Origin of the sequence: Bradyrhizobium sp. (assembly GCF_027307225.1) — a bacterium.
Classification (GTDB): domain Bacteria; phylum Pseudomonadota; class Alphaproteobacteria; order Rhizobiales; family Xanthobacteraceae; genus Bradyrhizobium.
The window spans coordinates 22,152-42,553 of record NZ_DAHUXJ010000135.1 but is presented as its reverse complement, the minus strand read 5'-3'; the positions used below and the strand labels follow the sequence as shown (position 1 = coordinate 42,553).

Annotated in this window: 20 protein-coding genes and 1 tRNA gene; 15 read left to right on the top strand and 6 right to left on the bottom strand. The window is 60.4% G+C overall.

The window, feature by feature from the left end; genetic code table 11:
- Both M6D32_RS22650 and M6D32_RS22645 read right to left on the bottom strand, forming a co-directional pair.
- A partial coding sequence (locus M6D32_RS22650; protein ID WP_298260444.1) for a DUF5131 family protein occupies nucleotides 1-221 on the bottom strand: 221 nt, incomplete at its 3' end.
- 1,476 nt (nucleotides 222-1,697) lie between these two features.
- A complete protein-coding gene (locus tag M6D32_RS22645) occupies nucleotides 1,698-1,922 on the bottom strand; it encodes a hypothetical protein (protein WP_298260442.1) in 225 nt (74 codons plus the stop codon).
- A 375-nt stretch (nucleotides 1,923-2,297) separates the two neighbouring features.
- Between M6D32_RS22645 and M6D32_RS22640 the strand changes: the two genes are divergently transcribed.
- Both M6D32_RS22640 and M6D32_RS22635 read left to right on the top strand, forming a co-directional pair.
- Complete coding sequence (locus M6D32_RS22640; RefSeq protein ID WP_298260440.1) at nucleotides 2,298-2,699, top strand: hypothetical protein; 402 nt, start codon at nucleotides 2,298-2,300, stop codon at nucleotides 2,697-2,699.
- Between the two features lie 406 nt (nucleotides 2,700-3,105).
- Entirely contained in the window at nucleotides 3,106-4,314 is a 1,209-nt protein-coding gene (locus M6D32_RS22635; RefSeq protein WP_298260438.1) for a site-specific integrase, read from the top strand.
- Between the two features lie 76 nt (nucleotides 4,315-4,390).
- Here M6D32_RS22635 and M6D32_RS22630 read toward each other — a convergent pair.
- Nucleotides 4,391-4,467 (bottom strand) — tRNA-Pro (locus M6D32_RS22630).
- A gap of 74 nt (nucleotides 4,468-4,541) precedes the next feature.
- On the opposite strand from M6D32_RS22630, the gene M6D32_RS22625 reads away from it, so the two are divergent.
- From M6D32_RS22625 to M6D32_RS22605, 5 genes are read left to right on the top strand one after another with little or no spacing between them, the layout of a single operon-like run.
- Nucleotides 4,542-5,525 (top strand): L-threonylcarbamoyladenylate synthase, encoded by a 984-nt coding sequence (locus M6D32_RS22625; protein ID WP_298260436.1) that lies wholly within the window; start codon nucleotides 4,542-4,544, stop codon nucleotides 5,523-5,525.
- Between the two features lie 37 nt (nucleotides 5,526-5,562).
- Nucleotides 5,563-6,990: an FAD-binding oxidoreductase gene (locus M6D32_RS22620; protein ID WP_298260434.1), complete on the top strand. Its 1,428-nt coding sequence runs from the start codon at nucleotides 5,563-5,565 to the stop codon at nucleotides 6,988-6,990.
- A complete protein-coding gene (locus M6D32_RS22615) occupies nucleotides 6,987-7,436 on the top strand; it encodes a GNAT family acetyltransferase (RefSeq protein WP_298260432.1) in 450 nt (149 codons plus the stop codon). Before M6D32_RS22620 ends, M6D32_RS22615 begins: the two co-directional genes overlap by 4 nt.
- 21 nt (nucleotides 7,437-7,457) lie before the next feature.
- A complete protein-coding gene (locus M6D32_RS22610) occupies nucleotides 7,458-8,039 on the top strand; it encodes an NUDIX domain-containing protein (RefSeq protein ID WP_298260430.1) in 582 nt (193 codons plus the stop codon).
- Between the two features lie 53 nt (nucleotides 8,040-8,092).
- Nucleotides 8,093-8,725: an arylsulfatase gene (locus tag M6D32_RS22605; protein ID WP_298260428.1), complete on the top strand. Its 633-nt coding sequence runs from the start codon at nucleotides 8,093-8,095 to the stop codon at nucleotides 8,723-8,725.
- An 8-nt stretch (nucleotides 8,726-8,733) separates the two neighbouring features.
- On the opposite strand, the gene M6D32_RS22600 is transcribed toward M6D32_RS22605, so the two are convergent.
- Complete coding sequence (locus tag M6D32_RS22600) at nucleotides 8,734-9,492, bottom strand: SOS response-associated peptidase (RefSeq protein ID WP_298260426.1); 759 nt, start codon at nucleotides 9,490-9,492, stop codon at nucleotides 8,734-8,736.
- 62 nt (nucleotides 9,493-9,554) lie between these two features.
- Here M6D32_RS22600 and M6D32_RS22595 point away from each other — a divergent pair, with 62 nt between their 5' ends.
- From M6D32_RS22595 to M6D32_RS22585, 3 genes are all read left to right on the top strand, one after another.
- Nucleotides 9,555-10,055 (top strand): hypothetical protein, encoded by a 501-nt coding sequence (locus tag M6D32_RS22595; RefSeq protein ID WP_298260425.1) that lies wholly within the window; start codon nucleotides 9,555-9,557, stop codon nucleotides 10,053-10,055.
- A 97-nt stretch (nucleotides 10,056-10,152) separates the two neighbouring features.
- Complete coding sequence (locus M6D32_RS22590; RefSeq protein ID WP_298260423.1) at nucleotides 10,153-10,539, top strand: NUDIX hydrolase; 387 nt, start codon at nucleotides 10,153-10,155, stop codon at nucleotides 10,537-10,539.
- Between the two features lie 246 nt (nucleotides 10,540-10,785).
- Nucleotides 10,786-11,160, top strand: a complete 375-nt coding sequence (locus M6D32_RS22585) for a TIGR02301 family protein (protein ID WP_298260421.1) — start codon at nucleotides 10,786-10,788, stop codon at nucleotides 11,158-11,160.
- Nucleotides 11,161-11,343: 183 nt separating this feature from the next.
- On the opposite strand, the gene M6D32_RS22580 is transcribed toward M6D32_RS22585, so the two are convergent.
- Entirely contained in the window at nucleotides 11,344-12,777 is a 1,434-nt protein-coding gene (locus tag M6D32_RS22580; RefSeq protein WP_298260419.1) for an adenylate/guanylate cyclase domain-containing protein, read from the bottom strand.
- A gap of 397 nt (nucleotides 12,778-13,174) precedes the next feature.
- On the opposite strand from M6D32_RS22580, the gene M6D32_RS22575 reads away from it, so the two are divergent.
- From M6D32_RS22575 to M6D32_RS22560, 4 genes are all read left to right on the top strand, one after another.
- A complete protein-coding gene (locus M6D32_RS22575) occupies nucleotides 13,175-13,438 on the top strand; it encodes a hypothetical protein (RefSeq protein WP_298260448.1) in 264 nt (87 codons plus the stop codon).
- A gap of 67 nt (nucleotides 13,439-13,505) precedes the next feature.
- Nucleotides 13,506-14,387 (top strand): folate-binding protein, encoded by an 882-nt coding sequence (locus M6D32_RS22570; RefSeq protein ID WP_298260417.1) that lies wholly within the window; start codon nucleotides 13,506-13,508, stop codon nucleotides 14,385-14,387.
- Complete coding sequence (locus M6D32_RS22565) at nucleotides 14,384-15,007, top strand: DNA-3-methyladenine glycosylase I (protein ID WP_298260415.1); 624 nt, start codon at nucleotides 14,384-14,386, stop codon at nucleotides 15,005-15,007. Before M6D32_RS22570 ends, M6D32_RS22565 begins: the two co-directional genes overlap by 4 nt.
- Nucleotides 15,008-15,172: 165 nt before the next feature.
- Nucleotides 15,173-15,784 carry an HD family hydrolase gene (locus M6D32_RS22560; RefSeq protein WP_298260413.1) on the top strand — a complete coding sequence of 204 codons (612 nt, stop codon included), beginning with the start codon at nucleotides 15,173-15,175 and terminating at the stop codon, nucleotides 15,782-15,784.
- A 74-nt stretch (nucleotides 15,785-15,858) separates the two neighbouring features.
- Here M6D32_RS22560 and M6D32_RS22555 read toward each other — a convergent pair whose 3' ends face one another.
- A complete protein-coding gene (locus M6D32_RS22555; protein WP_298260411.1) occupies nucleotides 15,859-17,877 on the bottom strand; it encodes a hypothetical protein in 2,019 nt (672 codons plus the stop codon).
- A 685-nt stretch (nucleotides 17,878-18,562) separates the two neighbouring features.
- On the opposite strand from M6D32_RS22555, the gene ggt reads away from it, so the two are divergent.
- A complete protein-coding gene (ggt, locus tag M6D32_RS22550; protein ID WP_298260446.1) occupies nucleotides 18,563-20,209 on the top strand; it encodes a gamma-glutamyltransferase in 1,647 nt (548 codons plus the stop codon).
- The last annotated feature ends 193 nt before the right edge of the window (nucleotides 20,210-20,402 follow it).

Genomic DNA, 20,402 nt, shown 5'->3' with positions numbered 1-20,402 from the left:
TTTGTAAATGCGCGGGCCTGCGCGTTCCACTGGATAGGCTTTTTCCAGTTTTGTTCCGACGTTCGCTGGCGCTCGCCGTGCGGGCCCCATTCAACCCTCTTATATCGGTGATCCATCATTGCTTCGGCGTAACAATGGTCACATCCCGGCGAGACTTTTTGGCAGCCAATCCATGGATTGAACGTATGATCGCACCATTCGATTTTTGAATATTCACCCATCTTTTTTCTCCATATTGATCAGGCGCGGTTGCGTCGATCATTACGGATTTACAAGATTGGGTTAGCGTGGCTATCGCCAGCTTCATCCGAGTACTCGGAGCGGCGCTAAGTCCTCCGAAATTGGCACCTCCCGCCCCTTTTTCCGCGATACTCGAATAATCCTTTTTCATACATTGCAAAGCGCCTCAGAAAATACGATGTGACTTCATCAACCAACGCAGTGTTAGCTCTGAGATATTCTGAAAACTCGTCAGCGAGTGTATTCATGCCTAACGGACGTTCGGTTCGCTCGACCTCGTCCGGGATGATGTGCCCTTTCACGCCGAACTTTCTTTCGAGGGTACGAGAGGGCAGCCAACGAACGGTTCCGCTCCACTTTTCGATTCTCGCAACGTCGCGTCTCACCAGATGAGTAAGCAACACGTGAGATCGGTAAGGTCGCCACAAACCTGCGAAATTGGAATCGTCGGCCAGAATTCTAGAATCGACGGTTCGGGCGATCTCGGCAACAAATGCGTCTATTCTCGACTTCACGATATGCTCCATTCGGCGGTCACGCCATCGCGACCACCCGGAGCATTTACAAGATCGAAGCTGGAGTTAGCGTTTCCGTTAAAGACGCACGGACCATCCATTCAGGAGACATTAGTTCAAGATCAGAACATCGTCCCAGTCCGCCAAGCCCTTCTTGACAGTCTTGAACATGTAGTCGGCCATGGTTCCGTGCTGGACCCTCGTGACGTGTGCCCTTGCTAAGCTCTCATTGAAAAAGACCCGGTGCTTTTCCTGAAGGTGTTTCCGAACAGAGATTCGAAGTCTCGACTGCTTTCGTGGTACTTCCTTCTTTGTTTTCGCGGGACGCCGCCTCGGCGGCACAAGCAAAATTCCATTGATATGCAGCCCGTCATTCGCGCCAATTCTGCTACCTGACGTTTTCACACGCTTGGGCACAGGAAGGTCCGGCGCAACAATCAACACCGGTCGCAGATGACGCCAACCGTCGGATTCAGGCTTCCGCACAATATGTCTCGTCAAGAGACCATGAAAACGTTCTATTTGTTTCCGCATCTGCTGCAATTTTGCCGCCCGACCACCGGGTAGCTCATTGAACATAAAGTTTACGAAGTAACCCTTCGAAGTCTCCAGCCTCGCTTCCAACATTTCATCGTAGGCTTGTATTATACGTAGACGGTCTCTGTAAGATTGATAGTACATATCTGATTGTCTCTTGAACGGACGTTGGAAACAATTCTCTTTCATATGAAGAGCGTCCCGATGAGGCAGACCACTACTGACGTTGGGCAACCAACACGTTCGCTCGCTGCTAATGTTCTTTACAAGAATTAGTTTAGCCGCTCGATGAATCAGGCAAGGCAAACTGTCCGCTCGCCTACGATCAACACCATATGGTTGTCCCTCGAAAGGACATCACCAAAACTCTCGAAACTACCTCATGCAGATTGATCGGGATGCTGATCAGATGTGCGTATTCAGGTCTTTAGGGGCGACATCATCGTCCATCGCTTTTTTCAACTGAACCGACCAGCGACTTACTGTCTTTCTATCCGCGCTCTGGCCCAGCAAGGCTTTGATAAGAACGCTGAACGGGTTCGCGTTGGCTCGAATCGGAATCCCACGAAGATTGGCAACATGTCGGATGCGCGCATCTAGCTTGTCTGCCTCGTTCCAGTCGTATGCCATCTCGTAGAGATCCCGAAGAGGCTCCTTATAAGCGAACCGTCGCCCCGAGAGACGAGCCTCCCTTATTCTCTTGGCGATCCTTTCAAGTTTCGCGTCGAGATTCGGAAATTTCCTCTTCGTCTCCTCCTGAGCCATTTGGAGGTCGCGGCGGCGCTGGGCCGCGGGCGAGGGGCGAACCGGTCCGCCCCATGTAGGCGGTCTCAAACGCCCTCCCCGAACGTTTCGCCTTCGAATCGCATCATACGCCATGCCTGCCACTCCGACTTTTCACGAGACAATTTCGCGGCCAAGGGACCTCAATCCCAGAAACCCGGTTTTTGCGTATATACGAATATTTTTCTTGCGTATATCACATTTTTATGCGATATATGCCAAATGAAAAAAATGGAGCTACCCCGCCTTCTCGGCGCGCAGGAGTGCGCGATTGTCTTGCTGCGCCTGATTGAACTTAGAAACCAAGATCCTGCTTCCACAACACGGGTTCGACTTTCCGAACTGACGCTGCGCCGACTATGGGGCCGCCAGCGTTTGGATCGGGACTTCGTGGACGAAGTTCAGGAATGGCTCTTTAGGGGCGGCTGGACGCTTTTCTTCGCCGGGACGACGTATGCGGCCATCAGGACATCCGCCGTCCTCAACTGGTCCCGACTATCATCGAAACGGCTGCTTGATGATCTCGGCACAGAGGATGTGAGGCACGTCCAAAATGGTGGCTTTGATTTTATGAAGCACGCCGGGCTGCTTGCGAGCGATTCCGACATTTACGATGGTGACTGACCTTCAGCGACGATATGGGTTGCAACCACGAACCGACCTTGGACTCTGCGCGCTTATTCCGTACTATTTGAACTCGTTGGCATGCTTTATAGGCCGCCAAGTCTCCCCTACACCACACCATAAGACAGTCAATTTCGGATCCTGCGACTGCTAGCTGTCCAGTCGTCAACTGAAGTCCGTCGCCGGGCTTCGGAAGGTGATTGGTTATGGGTGGTTCGCACGATTCTTGTCAGTTTGATCCTGACGCGCCTCTCCGTCTTTCTGTAGCCGCGAAGTTAGCTTTTCCCGACGGTTCGATGACAGCATCGGGCTTGCGACGCGAAGCCGCGCGCGGTCGGCTTCGAATTGAGCGCATCGCAAACAAGGATTTCGTGACGCTAGCAGAGATAAAACGAATGAGGGAATTATGTCGCGTGCAAGCCAAGGCCCTTACATCCGACGCCGCGCCGCTCGTTACAAGGATGGCAAGCTCTACCAAAAATCAGTCTGGGTCATCCGAGACGGCAAAACTGAAGTCTCCACAGGATGTCTTGCGAACCCGTCTCAACTCAAACCGCCAGCGGAAGTCCAGCAAGCCTTAGCGAACTACATTTCGCGGCAGTACAATCCACGGAATACATCTGATGACATCAAGGAAATCGATATCGCGGATGTCCTCCTGGTCTACCTAAACGACAAAGTTGACCCGGACAAACCCGAAGAGGAGAAGACCTCCAAGGAACGCCACCTTGAACAAGCAATTGGCCGAATAAACGAGTTGTTCGGCGGCAAGATGCTTAGCGAGATCAATACCCAGCTATGTAAATCATACGTGAAGCATCGGATTAGCGAGGGCGGTGGCGAAGGAGGCGCGCGACGCGACCTTGAGATATTGCGTGCCGCCATCAATTTCCACAGCAGCGAGAATCTGCACTATGGCAAGGTCAGCGTCTGGTTGCCCGACAAGGGTGAGGCCCGGGACCGATGGCTTACGCGCAGCGAGGCCGCGGCCATGATTTGGAAGGCTTGGCGCTACCGAGAAGTTCAAACCATTCACGTCGGTCCTAATAAGGGCCAGAAGGTCCTCACGGATCGCCGACCACTTCGGCACGTTGCCCGTTTCCTACTGATCGGCTTTTACACCGGAACCCGAGCTGGGGCGATTGCGTCGGCGGCTAAGGTGCGCGCGCCCGGCAAGTCATACGTCGATCTCCAAAACGGGGTTTACTACCGCAAGGCGATAGGCAAGAAGCGGACAAACAAGCGTCAGCCTCCGGCACCTATCCCACCCCGTCTCCTGGCTCATTTGAGGCGCTGGGACCGGCTTGGCATCGCCAAGGAGCATTTCGTCGAATGGAACGGAAAGCCCGTTTTATCGGTCAAGAAAGCCTTCCGAACGGTGGTTAAGGAATCCAAGATTGATTTGTCGGCCGGACCCGTCACGCCGCATACCATGCGCCACACCGCCGCAACTTGGCTCATGCAGCGTGGGGTCAATTTGTGGACCGCGGCGGGCTATCTCGGCATGACTGTAGAGGTCTTGGAACGGGTCTACGGACACCACCATCCCGACTATCTTGCCGAGGCTGTCGAAGGTATCACGGCGAAGAAGTCGTCGAGGAAAGCTGCGGCCTGATTTGGGGCGGCAGCTATTCTTCGGGGGATATTTCGGGGGGTAGAAATAAAGGAAAAGACTAAGTATTTGAAGATAATGGTCGGAGCGGCAGGATTCGAACCTGCGACCCCTGCGTCCCGAACGCAGTGCTCTACCGGGCTGAGCCACGCTCCGACAAGAAGGCGGCTTATAGCGTCCGCCTTCGCGCACTGCAAGAAGCCGGACTTAAGGATTTTGACCGAGTGAGGGTGGACCTGAAAACACAGATTTTGCCAGCCAGCGCCGCCGCCGTGGCGGAAGCCGCGCGGCGGCTGGCGGCAGGCGGCCTGGTCGCCTTCCCGACCGAGACCGTCTATGGGCTTGGCGCCGATGCCGCCCAGGCCTCTGCCGTTGCCAAGGTCTATGAGGCCAAGGAACGGCCCTCCTTCAACCCCCTGATTGCCCACGTCGTGGACCTCGCGGCGGCCCGGCCGATTGCTCGCTTTGATGCGACCGCCCTAAAGCTCGCGGAAGCCTTCTGGCCGGGTCCCCTGACGCTGGTGCTGCCCAAAACCTCCCAATGCCCGGTCGCGGAACTCGCCACCGCGGGCCTCGATACGGTGGCGATCCGCGTTCCCGCTCATCCGGTCGCGAAAGCCCTGCTGCGCGCCTTTGGCGGGGCGGTGGTCGCCCCCTCCGCCAATCTCTCCGGCCATGTCTCGCCAACCCTGGCGGCGCACGTGGCGGGCGATCTTGCGGGCCGCGTCGATCTCATTCTGGACGGCGGGGCGGTCAAGGTCGGCGTCGAGTCCACGATTCTGGGCTGCTTTGAAGAACCGATGCTGCTCCGGCCGGGCGGGCTGCCGCGCGAGGAAATCGAGCGCGTGCTCGGCTGTCCCCTGCGGCGGCTGCCGGAGGACGCGGCGGGCAAGGACGATAGGCCGCTTGCACCGGGCATGCTGGCCTCGCATTACGCGCCGCGCACGCCGGTTCGGCTCAACGCCACCGACGTCGCGCCCGATGAGGCGCTGCTCGCTTTCGGTCCGGCCACGGTGAATGGCGGCCATGCGGCAAAAGCGGCCATGAACCTATCCGAAGGCGGCGATCTTACCGAGGCCGCCGCCAACCTTTTCGGCTATCTTCGAGCGCTCGATGCGAAGCTCGCCCGCGCCATCGCCGTGATGCCGGTGCCGCAGCATGGGCTGGGCGAAGCCATCAACGACCGGCTGCGCCGCGCCGCGATCGGCAGATAACAACACGCAAGAAAAGCAGAGACGAAAAGGGACGCCAATGAACATCGTCCAGACACCGATGTCGCCGCTTTCACCGGAACTGATTGCGCGATTTCGCGCCATCGTCGGCGACAAGTATGCGGTGACGGCACCGGCCGATGTCGCGCCCTACGTGACCGAAGAGCGCGGGCTCTATCACGGACGGTCTCCGCTGGTGCTCCGGCCGGGCTCGACGGCGGAGGTCTCCGCGATCTGCAAGCTCGCCACCGAACAAAAAATCGCGCTGGTGCCGCAGGGCGGCAACACGGGCCTGGTCGGCGGACAGGTGCCGCATCAGGGCGAGGTCGTTGTCTCGACGCGGCGGCTCGACAAGATCCGCGACATCGATGCAGCCTCCAGCACCATGACCTGCGAATCCGGCGTGGTGCTGCAGGTCGCGCAGCAAACGGCGGCCGAAGTCGATCGCTATTTCCCGCTGTCGCTGGGCGCAGAAGGAAGCTGCACCATCGGCGGCAATCTCTCCACCAATGCCGGCGGCACAGGCGCGCTTGCGTTCGGCGTGGCGCGCGAAATGGCGCTCGGGCTTGAGTTGGTGCTCGCCGACGGGCGCATTCTCAATGCGCTATCGAAACTGAAAAAGGACAATACCGGCTACGATCTGCGCAACCTCTTCATCGGCGCGGAAGGCACGCTCGGCATCATCACCGCGGCAACGCTGAAGCTGTTTCCGAAGCCGCGCACCATCGAGACCGCCTTCGTCGGCCTGAAATCGCCAGCCGATGCCTTGAAGCTGTTGTCGATCTCGCAAACCGAAGCTGCCGGCAGCCTCACCAGTTTTGAGCTGCTCGCCGACATCGCCGTCGATTTCAGCGTCCGCCATGGCATCGACATTCGCGCGCCGCTCGCGGACAAGCATCCCTGGTTCGTGCTGATGGAGCTGTCCTCGCCGCGCGACGACGCGCGCGCGACGCTGGAATCGATCCTGGGCCGCGGCATGGAAGAAGGCATCGTCGACGACGCGGTGATCGCCGCGAATTTGAGCCAGTGCGCGGCGTTCTGGAAATTGCGCGACGAAATGTCGGCGGCGCAGAAGCCCGAAGGCGGTTCGATCAAGCACGACATTTCGGTGCCGGTCGCAGCCGTCCCCGACTTCATCGCGCAAGCCAATGCGGCCGTCGTCAAACTCATTCCGGGATCGCGGCCGGTGCCGTTCGGCCATCTCGGCGACGGCAATATCCATTACAATGTCAGCCAGCCGGCCGGCGCCAATGCCGCAGATTTCCTCGCCCGCTGGCATGACGTGAACGCTGTGGTGTACGAGGTCGTGCTGCGGATGGGCGGATCGATCTCGGCCGAACATGGCATCGGCGTGCTCAAGCGCGACGAATTGCCCGAGGTGAAGGACAAGGTCGCGATCGAGCTGATGCGCTCCATCAAGGCGCTGCTCGATCCGCTCGGGATCATGAACCCCGGCAAGGTGCTGTGACTGCCCCTTTCCCCCCGCTCGCGATAGCACTGATCCGCGACGCTGACGTGGACGAAGTGATCGCACTTTGGCGAACCTGCGGTTTGACGCGGCCGTGGAACGATCCGGCCGCCGACATCGCGCTTGCCCGCAACGGATCCAATGCAACCGTGCTGATCGGCCGTGATGGTGGCGCTATCGCCGCCACGGTTCTGGTCGGGCACGACGGCCATCGCGGCTGGGTCTATTACCTCGCCATCGATCCCGGTCATCGCGGAAAAGGTTACGGCCGCGTGATCATGCATGCAGCCGAGAACTGGCTGCGCGAAGCCGGCATCGCCAAACTGCAACTGATGGTGCGGCCCAACAATGAGGGCGTAAAGGATTTCTATCAATCATTGGGCTATTCCGAGCAGGAGCGCGTCATCTTCTCCAAATGGCTCGATGGCCGTGAACCGACGCCTTGATCGAATTCCAGAAGGGCTGACATGACCGTCTCCGACCGTATCCGCATCAAAAGCGAACGCGTGCTATCCGACGGCTACTGCGTGTTGACGACTACGACCTTCGAATGGCGGCGCGACGATGGCGAGTGGCAGTCGCAAAGCCGCGAGACCTACCACCGCGACAACGCGGCCGCCTTGCTGCCCTACAATCTGTCGCAACGAACGGTCGTGCTGGTCCGGCAATTTCGCTATCCCGCTAACGTCAGAGGTTACGGCGATCTGCTGATCGAAGCCGCCGCCGGGCTATTGGACAACGAAACGCCCGAGAAGCGCATTCGCGCCGAGGCGGAAGAGGAAACCGGCTACCGGCTCGGCGAGGTCCGCAAGATTTTCGAGGCTTTCATGGCCCCGGGCGCGGTGACCGAAAAAATGCATTTCTTTGTCGCCGAATATGACGCGAAGATGCGTATCGGTCCGGGCGGCGGTCTCGCGGACGAAGGCGAGGAAATCGAAGTGCTGGAATTGCCGGTCGACGAGGCGCTCGCCATGATCGACGACGGCCGCATCGTCGATGCCAAGACCATCATGCTGTTGCAATATGCAGCGCTGAACATCTTCAGGTGACGCCCGACGGCTCCATGTTGACACTCACCCCGCCTTGTAACGAGAATTTAAAAATGCGCATCGCGCTCATCCACGCGTTAAAGCATTCGCTGGCGCCGATCGAAGCCTCGTTCGCGCGACTTTGGCCGCAGGCCACGCTGATGAACCTGCTCGACGACAGCCTGTCGGCGGATGTGGCGCGCGATGGCAGGCTGACGCCCGACATGACCGACCGCTTCCTCGCGCTCGGACACTACGCCGTCTCCACCGGCGCCAACGCGATCCTCTTTACCTGCTCGGCGTTCGGTCCCTGCATCGAGGCTGTCGCGCGCGATCTTTCGCCGATGCCCGTATTGAAGCCAAACCAGGCGATGATCGAGCAGGCGGTCGAGCGCGGCCACCGCATCGGGCTTCTTTCGACCTTTCCGCCGACCTTGCAGTCGATGCCGGGCGAATTTCCCGGCACGATCCAGCTGGTGCCGAAGTTGGCGGAAGGCGCGATGGCGGCGCTCGATCGCGGCGACCGCGCCGAGCACGATCGCCTGGTGGTGCAGGCCTCACGCGACCTGCGCGACTGCGACCTGATCGCGCTGGCGCAGTACAGCATGGCACCCGCCGCCGAAATGGTCGCGGAGGCGACCAAGCTGCCGGTGTTGACGACGCCCGACAGCGCGGTGACCAAGCTGAAGCAGTTGCTCAAGTCCTAACGGAACAATCAGAACAGGCTCCCCTGCCCGTCGTCGAAATCGGCGGAAGCCACTTTGCGCGCACTCGCCTTCTTCGGCTTCGGACGCTCGGCCTCGCGCTGTTCTTCCGTGATCGGCAGGACCAGTTGCGCATCGTCATTGGCGACGTGATTGACCCGCGACGAAATTTCGTGCCATGCGAATTCACCCTTTTCGGGGCCGCGCATCAGCGGCGTCACGCTGTCTGCTTCATCGGAGCGGCAATCGAGCCAAAACCCGAAATCGAGTGGCGCGATCGCAACCGGCACGCGCGGATGCAGCACGGCAAGGTCGACGCTCGCCGGCGCCGTGACAATTGCCACCGTCTCCACTTCTTCGCCATTCGGTCCGATCCAGGTCTCCGCCACGCCGGCAAAGGCGATCGGAGCGCCGTCGCGCCGGTGGACGAAATACGGACGTTTACCGCCCTCCATCGATTGCCACTCGTAATATCCATCCGCCGGAATCAGGCAGCGCCGTCGCCGGATCGCATTTTTGAACGCCGGCTTCTCCTTCACGGTCTCGGCGCGCGCATTGATCAGGTGCGTAAATTTACGGGGATCTTTCACCCAGGCCGGCCAAAATCCCCAGCGCATCAGGCGAAAATGTCGGCCATCGTGGTTTATAACGACAGGTATTGGTTGCGTAGGTGCAACATTAAACCGTGGCGGGAAGTTAGGCTGTTCAAAATAGCCGAAAAATTGCCGAAGAGCCTCCGGCGGCGAGGTGATAACGAAGCGTCCGCACATTTGTCGTACCCACCTAGATGAAATTCAGCACCTTTTAACCGCCAACCCTAACACTGCGGCAGATGACTTCACCCGCTGCCAATCCCGTACGGCCCGCTTCCGAGACCGTCGCCGACTTTGCGGTGCTGGCCGAGGAATTGCGCGCGGCCAACATCAATCCCCGCACAGGGCTGGCCACCGACTACCTGAATCACTTCAACGAAGCCGTGATGCTGCTTGAAATGATTCCGGATATACCCGAATGCGCCGAGGATTTTCTCGGCTGGCGGCCGCTCTCCTATGCAGAGCATTTTACGGCCTCCAATTTCAAGGCCAGGGACCTGGCGATCGAGGCCTATAATGCCGCCGATAAGCGCATCCGCGCCGAGTTCGACAACATCACGAATTCCATCACTGCGATCCTCACCGCGGTGAGTGACGCCATGCGCGAAGCGCAACAGGACGCAACCCGGGCGAAACTGGCGGAGCAGGCCTCGGGCTGGGTCAAGCCGCTGGTGATGCAGGCTGGCGGGATGATCAACGGCGACGGCGCGGCCGACGTCGAATACATCATGACCCATTGATTGCGATTCTGCACGATCCTGTCTTAAGCTTCGCACGAACAGTCTCTTCCCGGATCCTGCCTTGACATCCTCTCCTTCATCCCATCCCCAGCTCGCAGTGAGCGCCTCGATCTTTCGCGACAACAAGGTCTTGTTGGTGCGGCGCGCGCGCTCGCCCGGAAAGGGCTTTTATTCGTTGCCTGGCGGCCGCGTTGAGTTCGGCGAAACCCTTCATGCTGCGCTACACCGCGAAGTGATGGAGGAGACCGCGTTGAAGATCGAGGTCGTGGGCCTGGCCAGCTGGCGCGAGGTCGTGCCGAAGGCCGAAGGCCACGGGCACTACGTGATCCTTTCCTTTGCGGCGCGCTGGAGCGCCGGCGAGCCTCATCTGAACGAGGAACACGACGACTACCGGTGGGTTGCCGCCGACGCGCTGGACGACCTCAGGATTACCGATGGCCTTTCAGGTGTGATCCAGTCGGCGAAGGGCGTTTTGGGCCTGTAGCCGACCGCCGGCGGGCGAAAATCCGCAGCTTGCGTCGCACACCCCGAGGGGGCATATCAAACTAGAGCTCCGATCCCAGAGTTCGCGAGCGATCGCAACAACCTCTGACGCGAACTTCGGGATCGAAAGAGCTCTAGCTAATATTATTTTCCAGTGCAGCTTTGAATTTGAAGTTCCTATAACGAACTTGCCGCGAAACCGATAGGAACTTCAAATTCGCCGCACTGGCTTTCCCCGGATCCGTTGATGCCGAAGCTTTTCTCCATTGCCCTCCTCGCCCTCTGCTGCCTCGCTGGTTCTGCGCGTGCAGAAGAAGCCGCCGCGCCGTTCGACAATGAGCTGCAGCGGTTCGCCGAGATCCTCGGAACGCTGCACTACCTCCGTGGCATCTGCGGCAGCAACGAAGGCGCCAAATGGCGCAACGAGATGCAGGCGCTGCTCGATGCCGAAACCCCAAGTGGAGAGCGGCGCACTCGCATGATCGCCGGCTTCAACCGCGGCTATAACGGCTTCCAGCAGACCTACCGCACCTGCACGCCGGCGGCGACGCTCGCGATCCGCCGCTACATCGACGAGGGGCTGAAAATCTCCCGAGACCTGACCGCGCGCTACGCGAACTAGTGCGGCGACTCTGACGTTCCTTTCAGTCTTGCAGCGAGTTCCTCAAAGGAACGTCAGAGTCAAAGCCACACTAGAATCATATAGTTGCTAGTGTCCCTTTGGTTCTGACATTCGTAAAAGTGCCTGCCGCGATATGATACGAATGTCAGAACCGGGACACTAGCGGTACTCGCCAAGTGACTATCAGGACTCCATTGGGGCCAGACGATAGACCGACATCGCCTTGCTGACGCCCTTGAGTTCCGCCTCGCTCTTTGTCACCGGGTATGGCGCGATAATTTCCACGACCCCCGGCGCGCCGTAAACTTCTTCGGTGATGCAAATCTCGTCGCCATTGGCAAGGTTTTGCACCCGCGCTGCGATATTCACCGTCTGGCCGAAATAATCGAGCCGCTCGTTGAGCGTGACCGCGATCGAGGCTCCCCTATGCACGCCGATCTTCAGGATGAAATCGCGCTGCACCCGGTCGCGATTGAGCTGATCCACGGCCTCGCGCATATCGAGCGCTGCCTGCACCGCATCGGCCGAAGTGACAAACGCCGCCATCACGGCGTCACCGATCGTCTTGGTGACGGCGCCGTTGTGCCGAACGGTGGCATCGAGGAGATGCTGGAAGTGCCGCTGCACCTGAATGTAGGCATTGAGGTCGCCGATCCTCTCGTAAAGCGCCGTCGAGCCCTTGAGATCGGTGAACACGAGGGTAACATCGAGAACCGCAATTCCCTCCGTCGCACCGATCACCTCGGAGCGGAAGAAGTCGCGAAAGGTTTGTGTCATCAGCAGTCGCTTGCCGGTCAGGGACGGCGCGAAGCGAAGCGGCGGGCGTTGAAACGACGCCATCGGAAGCTGCAGGATGCCGAATACCACCGCCAGCTTGCCGGCGTTGCGAACTTCGAACACGACCTTGCCAGGTGCGATGCTGGCTGTGGCGGCCAAGCATTTGCCGCCCTCGAGCACGACCGGCACATGGGGTGGCGTTACGCCCGTCCCGCTTGCGACCGGAAAAAAGAATTGGGCGTCACTGTCGAAATCCTGGCCAAGAAGCGCGCCCTCGGCGGCATCAACTTCGAGGTTGACCACGGAAGCAGGCTCGATGCGGGTGAGCACCCTCACCAGGGTTTTGGCAGCCTCGCTCCACGGCACGCCGTCTGGCAACACGCCGCCCGACGTCAGCTTGTGGTGGAAGACGTAATCCCAGGCCGAAAGCGCCTCCGGCTTGTGGAAGCGGATGCTTCTCACGGCGGGCGAAACCGTAAACGTCACCGTGATGTAATCGTCGAGCGCGGCGTCGTAATCGGTTTGACAGAGGTGGCAATGGAAATGCGTGTGCAGTTTGCGCAAGGATCGGAAGCTCTCGACAACGTCGGAGCACATCGGACAAACGAGCTGCCAGTCCATGTCGAACAGACCAGCCACGCAGGCATGCAGGAAAAGATCAATCGCTTCAGCCTCGGCGATCGATTTCTCCGTGGCGAACTGAATCGGATTGACGCGGTAGAGCGCCTCGTCTGTGCCCGAGCGCAGCAGCATTTCCAGCCGCGAGACCACGCGCGGGGACCAGGATTTGGCGGCTTCGAGCGCTACCAACCGTTCCTCAAGCTTTTTTTCGTCGATCATCGCATGATACCGCGGTCAAAAAACCTCGATCATCGCCGGCGTTCGCTTAAGCCTGAATACACAATTCACGAGTTAGGGGCGAGCCCATCGGGACGGTATTTTAGCTGGCTACAGCTCCTCGCTTGACCGCTCTCTCAATTGACTCGGATGACCAACGGCTCTGATGCAATTTGATCGCGCCCATGCCGTCCGATATGCATGCGGAGCACGACCGGCAACATCGCAGCCATCGAATCGGAAACGTCAAGCCGTGAAACAAGCGATCCCGCCATCGCAGCGATGCCACGGACGGATTTATTGAGGTCCGTTAACCTTTCCTAAAGAACTGCTCTAGCCCGCCCCGCCTGGCATGCTACACCACGTCTCCTTCCTCGCCTCCAAAGCTGCTTTCAAGTTCATGAGCCATCCTGCGCCTTTCATCGCCCGCGACCTCTTGCCCGACCAGGAACAGAAGCAGGCCGCGCTCAGCTATCTCAACGAGGCCTGGGCGGAAGCGCGACATGATGGTGTCGATGGCGATTGCCTCGCGCAAGCGAGCCTGTTTGCGGCCTTCGCCGAACTGGTCCGCACCTATGGCGAAGACGCAGTCGCCAAATTCGTCGAGGGCCTTGTCGTTCGCGTGCGCAACGGCGAGTTTTCCACGGCTACTGCACGACAATAAGCGCCTTGTTGTTTGCCGATCAACGGCCTACCTTCTCATGCGAGATGTCACATGAGATATGTAGGATATGAAAGCTGCGTTTCTGCCCGACCGCGGCGTGGTCAAAGTCTCCGGCGAAACGGCCCGCGACTTCCTCAACGGCCTCATCACCACCGATACCGCGCGGCTCGAGCCAGGACAGGGCCGTTTCGGCGCGCTGCTGACGCCGCAAGGCAAGATCACGATCGATTTCCTGATCACCGAGGCACCCCCAGGCCATGGCGGCGGTTTCCTGATCGATTGCCCGAAAGCGCTGGCGCAGGCGCTGACCGATAAACTCACCTTCTACCGGCTGCGCGCCAAGGTCGGGATCGAGAATCTCTCCGACCGCCTCGGCGTACTTGCCGCCTGGGACGGCGATGCGGCGTTGAAGCCAGATCTCACCTTCACCGATCCGCGTAACCCCGAGCTTGGCTTGCGGATTCTCGTTCCCGCCGAACTCGCGCCAAAGGCGGCTGGCCTGATCGGCGCGGAGCTCATCGATGCTAAGTCCTATGAGGCGCACCGCATTGCGGTGGGCGCGCCCCGCGGCGGTCTCGACTTCATGTATGGCGACGCCTTCCCGCACGAAACCAACATGGACCGCCTTCACGGCGTCGATTTCGACAAGGGCTGCTATGTCGGCCAGGAGGTGGTGTCGCGGATGCAGCATCGCGGCACCGCCCGCACGCGCACCGTGCGGCTCGTGCTGGACGGGCCTGCGCCGGAGCCGGGCTCGGCTGTCCTTGCCGGTGACAAAACGGTCGGCACCATGGGATCGGCCGCCGACGGTCACGCCCTTGCGCTGATCCGGATCGACCGGGCCGGCGAGGCGCTGAAAGCAGGCACGCCGCTGACAGCGGGAGGCCTCTCGATCCGCATTGCAGAACCCGATGAACTGCGCCTGCAGCCGAAGCAGACCGTCGCATGACGAAAGCGCGCCTGCACGCCGACGGCCTGACGCGGTGCCCCTGGCCGGGCGAAGATCCGCTTTACGTCGCCTATCACGACACCGAATGGGGCGTACCCGAATTCGACGACCGCGCGCTCTACGAAAAGCTGATCCTCGACGGCTTCCAGGCCGGGCTGTCCTGGATCACCATCCTGCGCAAGCGCGATCATTTCCGCAAAGCCTTCGGCGACTTCCAGCCGGAGAAGATTGCGCGCTACACGCCCAGGAAGATTCACGCGCTGATGAACGATGCCGGCATCGTCCGCAACCGCGCCAAGATCGAGGGCACGATCGCGAGCGCCAAATCCTACCTGAAAATCATGGAGGAAGGTCCCGGCTTTTCGAAGTTTTTGTGGGACTTCGTCGACGGCAAGCCAAAGGTCAATCAGTTCAAGACCACCGCCAGCGTTCCCGCGGCGACGCCGCTGTCGATCAAGATGTCGAAAGAGCTTTCCTCGCGCGGGTTCAAGTTCGTCGGCCCCACCATCGTTTATGCCTTCATGCAGGCAACCGGCATGGTCAACGACCATCTCCTCACCTGCTTCTGCCATGAACACTGCGCCGGCAAACGCCGCAGCCCCCGCCTCTCCGCCAAATGATCGCGAGGAAACCGGCTGAAGACCCCACCCGGCAGTACCCGCCGGTCTGAGGTCCCCGCAACCTAAGCGGCGACCTCGTCCCGGGACCTCAGATCGAAAGCGGTACTGCAGTCATATATTGCCGGTGCCCTTTACTTTCCGAACTTCGCGTAACAGGTTGCCGCGATGGGTCGCGAAGTTCGGAAAGAGGGCACCAGGGTCTGGCAGCGGATGCTTTCGGGACGCCGGCTTAACCTGATCGACCCCTCGCCGCTCGATATCGAGATCGCCGACATTGCCCACGGGCTGGCGCGCGTGGCGCGCTGGAACGGACAGACCAGCGGGCCGCACATCTTTTCGGTCGCTCAGCACACCTTGCTGGTTGAAGCCGTGATGCGCGAGCAGACGCCGCGGGTCGACGTCACCTGGCGCCTCGCCGCGCTCCTGCACGATGCCCCCGAATATGTGATCGGCGACATGATCTCGCCGTTCAAGGCCGTGCTTGGCGAAGGCTACAAGTCGGTCGAAAAGCGCCTGCTGTCAGCGATCCACATCCGCTTTGGACTGCCGGCCGTTCTGGACGGCAAGATCGCTGAAGCGATCAAGGCGGCCGACAAGGGTGCGGCCTATCTCGAAGCCACGGAACTGGCCGGCTTCGCGGCGGACGAAGCCAGGCGGCTGTTCGGCCGCGATCCCGGGCTATCGCCGGCGACACAGGAAGATTATTTGACGCCGTGGAGTGCGGCGAAGGCCGAGAAACGCTTTCTCGCGCGGTTCAAGGCGCTGGCGCCGTCATGAGAGCCTGGTAAGGCGCGGAACGCATCGGCAGCCTCGAAACTATCCGGCTTTTCCGATGAAACAGGCCCTGCCGCTTACGTATGCGATGGCCAGTGCCGGTCGCGGAACCAGGGGCGGTAATTCGACATCCGGGTGCGCTGCGCCCGTGGCGCATGGCGCCGGCATGTCGAGGCCTCATCGCTGTTCTCGGCCGCGCCCCAGCGAAGCTCGACGCAGTCGTTCGGATTATAGGCCATCTCGAGATCGGTTGCGCGATCGACGACGTCCTTGACCGACAGCGTCCACTGCGAACCGTCGCTGCGGGTGTACGTGACCTTGCGCGAGGCGAGTTCCGAAGCGAGCGCCGCCTGCAACTCGTTCTTCACCTCAGTAACGCTCTTGCCCGGCGGTAGAGCGTAGCGATCCGCGCGGCGCGCGAAACGAGCGGGAAAATTCCGCACGACGTCGATCGCGATCAACAGACGTAGATCGCGTGCCGGCGTCGAGAAATCCTCCCAGGCGCCGCTCGCCTGGAAGATCGAGGCGCCCTCCGGCATCGAGGTGTCGCCGCGCTGCTTGATCTGGAATTTGCGACCGTTTTCCACCGCGGTGACGCGCGTCCTGATCTGCTCGCTGAGGCTTGCGATCGCATCTTCCATCGCGCGCACCGGGTCGAGCGGCTCGGGCGACATGACGTCGTCCATGCGGTCGTAAAAATCTTCGGCCGGCATCTGTGACTGCTCGGCCGAGAAGTCCGCAAATTGCGGATTCCTGTTGATCTCGGCGTTGCTCGGCCGATGCAGCGGACCGTTCTTATCGCGCAGGATCGGACGAAAATGCTTGAAGCCCGGCGTGCCGAGCGCCGGCTCGTGCACGAAGAGGAAATTGCCGCGCCAGAAACGCTTGCGCGTGATCGACCCGTCGGGTTCGGCATCGACGGCCAGGAATACGCCCGGCGTTCCCTTCACTTCCGGCACCCGGCGCACCAGCATCAGCACATGACCGTATGGATCGGCATAGACCGTGCCCGGGCGCAGCGCCTCCCTGGTCAGCGGCACGGTGTAGAAATCGGCCCTGTCGTCGCCGGCGCGCACCGCCCCGGTATGAACCACGTCGCCGACATCGCGCAGATATTGGGCGAAATTGGTCGGACGCTGCGGCTTTGGCGGCGGCGGCATTGCAGACAAGGCGGCAGCGGGTTGCTCTGCCGGCGCATCGGATTGGCCGAACAGCCGCAGCAAGCTCGATGTTCGCGCCGGTGGCGGCGGTGGCGGCGGCGCCTCAGCGGCCTGGGCGGCCGCCACCTGATCGGGCGGCGGAGGCGGACGCGTCACTTCGGGATGCTCGACATCGAACCACTCGCCGCACCTGGGAGGCCTGCCACCACCGCCGCGCGAGCAACTCGAATAGCCGAATGGCAGCCCCATCTTGAAGGCGAAATAGGCGCGCAGGAAATAGACGAAATCGGCGCAGTCCGGGCGAAGGCCGGTTTGCGTGACGTCCTCGTTGCGGCCGAGATAGTTGGAGAGAAAATTGCGCTTGGGATCGCGCAGCACTTCGTACCAGACCTTCCAGTTCAGATCCTCGTCGGGCGGCGCGTCGAACAACTTTTCGATCCATGCCGAGAACAACGCTTCGCTGGTGCTGTTCCAGTTGTTGCGCGTCGGCCAGATCATTCCCGCAGGAATCCGGAAAGGCTCCGGTCTACGCGCCGCCACCGTGATGTCGCGGCTCACGGGTGCGCAACCAGCGGGCGTGCCTTCCAGCGTCGCGCGCCAGGAGCCGGCGGCGGGGTGCGCGACTTCGGCAAACCAGGAAAAAGGCGGGCCTTCGTGCCGGTCAGCCGACCTGGCCGCGACGCTGCCATCGGGCGCAATCAGCGACAGCGTGCCCGCCAGCGGCTTCCCGGCGATCACCATCACCCGCAGCGCTGCGCCGGTCCAGGGCGAGAACGGGGCCGGCAGGACGGTCACATCGGCGCAAGCGTCGGATGCGGCAGCGGCTGGCGAAATCTGGAAAAGTCCGGCTGTGATCAGCGAGAACGCCGTGGCAGCGGCAAAGCGGCGCACTAGTAGAGCGGATTTGACATTCGTTCCCCACCCAGCAGCAAACATGAAAGCGAATGTCAAATCCCAAGCTCCACTAGAATCCCATAGATGTTGGTGATCCTTTGATTCTAACATTCGCAAAAGTGCCCGCTGAGAATGGGGGAGCGAATGTTAGAATCGGATCACTAAGAGCATTCGAAGATAAACCTTGCTAAAAGTCGTCAGAACCTTCATTCGACCCTGCTAGTGCGGCGAATTTGAAGTTCCTATCAGCTTCGCCGCGAGTTCGTTATAGGAACTTCAAATTCAAAAGCCGCACTAGTACCGCCGATCTGAAGTCCCTGCACCACAAGCGGCGAATTCGATCAGGGACTTCAGATCGATAAAGCGGTACTAGAATCAATAAGTTTGCTAGTGCCCATGACTTTCCGAAGTTCGTGAAAGTGGGCGCTGCGATGGAGCACGAACTTCGGAAAATGGGCACTAGAAGCCAAATTTTGCTAGAGCTCCTTTGATTCCGAACTTCGCATCGGAGGTCGCCTCAGTAACTTGCGAACTTCGGAATCGGAGCTCTAGTAGCGAGATGGTAAGATACCCAATCGGAGAGGCCAAGTCATTGCGCGCTTCGAGGCTCAAGTTGAAAACCCGATCAGATCAATTTGACCTCGCCTTTGGCAGGTTGACGGCGGCCTTCCTCCTGCTGACCTGCCTGTGGTCGACGGTTTTGGTTCCCACCATCCATGCCGCCTCGATGCGGCCGGTGGCCGCCGAAAGGGGCATGGTGGTCACGGCGCAACACCTGGCAACCGACGTCGGGGTCAACGTTCTCAAGCGTGGCGGCAACGCGGTCGATGCCGCGGTCGCGGTCGGGTACGCGCTCGCCGTGGTCTATCCCGCCGCCGGCAATCTGGGTGGCGGCGGCTTCATGACCATCCGCTTTGCCGACGGTCGCAAGACATTCCTCGACTTTCGCGAGAAGGCGCCGCGGGCGGCGACCCGCGACATGTATCTCGACAACGACGGAAAGATCGTCAAAGGCCTGAGCACGGTCGGCTGGCTTGCCGTCGGCATCCCCGGCACCGTGTCGGGCCTGGAATATGCGCGCCGGAAATACGGAACGATGTCGCGGGCCGCATTGCTCCGACCCGCGATCGAACTGGCCGACGATGGATACACGCTCGACCAGGGCGATGTCGATATGCTGGCGACGGCGACCGACGATTTCAGGAAATTTCCGTCAACTGCCAGGATTTTCCTCAACAAGGACCAGCCCTTTGTGGCTGGCCAAAAACTGGTTCAACCGGAGCTCGCCGACACGTTGCGCCTGATCAAAGCGCACGGCACGGATGGCTTCTATCGCGGCAAGACCGCAGCCGCCATCGTCAAAGCGAGCCGCGCGGGCAGCGGAATCATCAGCGAAGAGGATCTCGCAAGCTACAGGACGCGCGAACTGGCGCCGCTGGAATGCGACTATCGCGGCTATCATGTGATCTCGGCGCCGCCACCGAGCTCGGGCGGTACGACGTTGTGCGAGATGCTGAACATTCTGGAGGGATATCCGCTCCACCAGCTCGGCTGGGGCTCCGCGCAGGTGCTGCATGACGAGATCGAGGCGATGCGTCACGCCTATGCCGATCGCAACACCCTGCTCGGCGATCCGGCCTTCGTCAAAAATCCGGTGACACGGCTGATCGACAAGAACTATGCGGCCAAAATCCGCGATTCCATCGCTGCCGACAAGGCCGGCATCTCCAGCGAACTCGGCAAGGAGGCGATCGCCCATGAAGGCTCTCACACCACGCACTTTTCAATTATCGACCATGACGGCAACGCCGTCTCGCTGACCTACACGCTGAATGACTGGTTCGGCGCGAAAGTCGTCGCCGCCGGCACAGGGGTGCTGATGAACGACGAGATGGACGATTTCACGCCGGACCCGGGCCGGCTCAACGCCTATGGGGTTGTGCCGGGCGACGCGAACGCCGTGGCGCCCGGCAAGATTCCCTTGAGTTCGATGAGCCCGACGATCCTCACCAGGGATGGCAAGCCGGTGCTCGTTCTCGGCACGCCGGGCGGGAGGCGTATCATCACGGCGGTATTGCAAACCATCCTTAACGTCGTCGACTTCGGCATGAACATTCAGGAAGCCGTCGACGCCCCGCGCATCCATCACCAGTGGCTGCCGGACGTGACGAGCGTCGAGCCGTACGCAATTTCACCCGACACCCGCCGCATCCTGGAAGGCATGGGATATCGCTTCAGCGATTCACTGCCGGCCAATCACCTCGCCGCCATCATCGTCGGCGCGCCGAGCCTTGGCGGAAAGCCGGTCGCGCGAAACAAATATTACGGCGCGAACGATCCCCGCCGCGGCACCGGGCTCGCGGAAGGCTATTAGCGGCGGAATCGGTCGACGACACGACGCCGCATTCAAAGCAGACCATTGATCTGCATCAACCAACCGAGACGGGAAACCCGCTAACTGGCACGCCAGGTCAAGGATGCTGACCTGACGGCCGGTAAACAAAGTGCTTCGACCAGCCCAGTTACCTTCCAAGAGTTGGCTTTTGAGGCTTATGCTGTGGTGCTGG

Coding starts and splice junctions, on each gene's coding strand:
- M6D32_RS22645 (WP_298260442.1), bottom strand. CDS start 1,922: ATGGCATACGACTGGAACGAGGCAGACAAGCTAGATGCGCGCATCCGA.
- M6D32_RS22640 (WP_298260440.1), top strand. CDS start 2,298: ATGAAAAAAATGGAGCTACCCCGCCTTCTCGGCGCGCAGGAGTGCGCG.
- M6D32_RS22635 (WP_298260438.1), top strand. CDS start 3,106: ATGTCGCGTGCAAGCCAAGGCCCTTACATCCGACGCCGCGCCGCTCGT.
- M6D32_RS22620 (WP_298260434.1), top strand. CDS start 5,563: ATGAACATCGTCCAGACACCGATGTCGCCGCTTTCACCGGAACTGATT.
- M6D32_RS22610 (WP_298260430.1), top strand. CDS start 7,458: ATGACCGTCTCCGACCGTATCCGCATCAAAAGCGAACGCGTGCTATCC.
- M6D32_RS22605 (WP_298260428.1), top strand. CDS start 8,093: ATGCGCATCGCGCTCATCCACGCGTTAAAGCATTCGCTGGCGCCGATC.
- M6D32_RS22600 (WP_298260426.1), bottom strand. CDS start 9,492: ATGTGCGGACGCTTCGTTATCACCTCGCCGCCGGAGGCTCTTCGGCAA.
- M6D32_RS22595 (WP_298260425.1), top strand. CDS start 9,555: ATGACTTCACCCGCTGCCAATCCCGTACGGCCCGCTTCCGAGACCGTC.
- M6D32_RS22585 (WP_298260421.1), top strand. CDS start 10,786: ATGCCGAAGCTTTTCTCCATTGCCCTCCTCGCCCTCTGCTGCCTCGCT.
- M6D32_RS22580 (WP_298260419.1), bottom strand. CDS start 12,777: ATGATCGACGAAAAAAAGCTTGAGGAACGGTTGGTAGCGCTCGAAGCC.
- M6D32_RS22575 (WP_298260448.1), top strand. CDS start 13,175: ATGAGCCATCCTGCGCCTTTCATCGCCCGCGACCTCTTGCCCGACCAG.
- M6D32_RS22570 (WP_298260417.1), top strand. CDS start 13,506: ATGAAAGCTGCGTTTCTGCCCGACCGCGGCGTGGTCAAAGTCTCCGGC.
- M6D32_RS22565 (WP_298260415.1), top strand. CDS start 14,384: ATGACGAAAGCGCGCCTGCACGCCGACGGCCTGACGCGGTGCCCCTGG.
- M6D32_RS22560 (WP_298260413.1), top strand. CDS start 15,173: ATGGGTCGCGAAGTTCGGAAAGAGGGCACCAGGGTCTGGCAGCGGATG.
- M6D32_RS22555 (WP_298260411.1), bottom strand. CDS start 17,877: ATGTTTGCTGCTGGGTGGGGAACGAATGTCAAATCCGCTCTACTAGTG.
- ggt (WP_298260446.1), top strand. CDS start 18,563: ATGCGGCCGGTGGCCGCCGAAAGGGGCATGGTGGTCACGGCGCAACAC.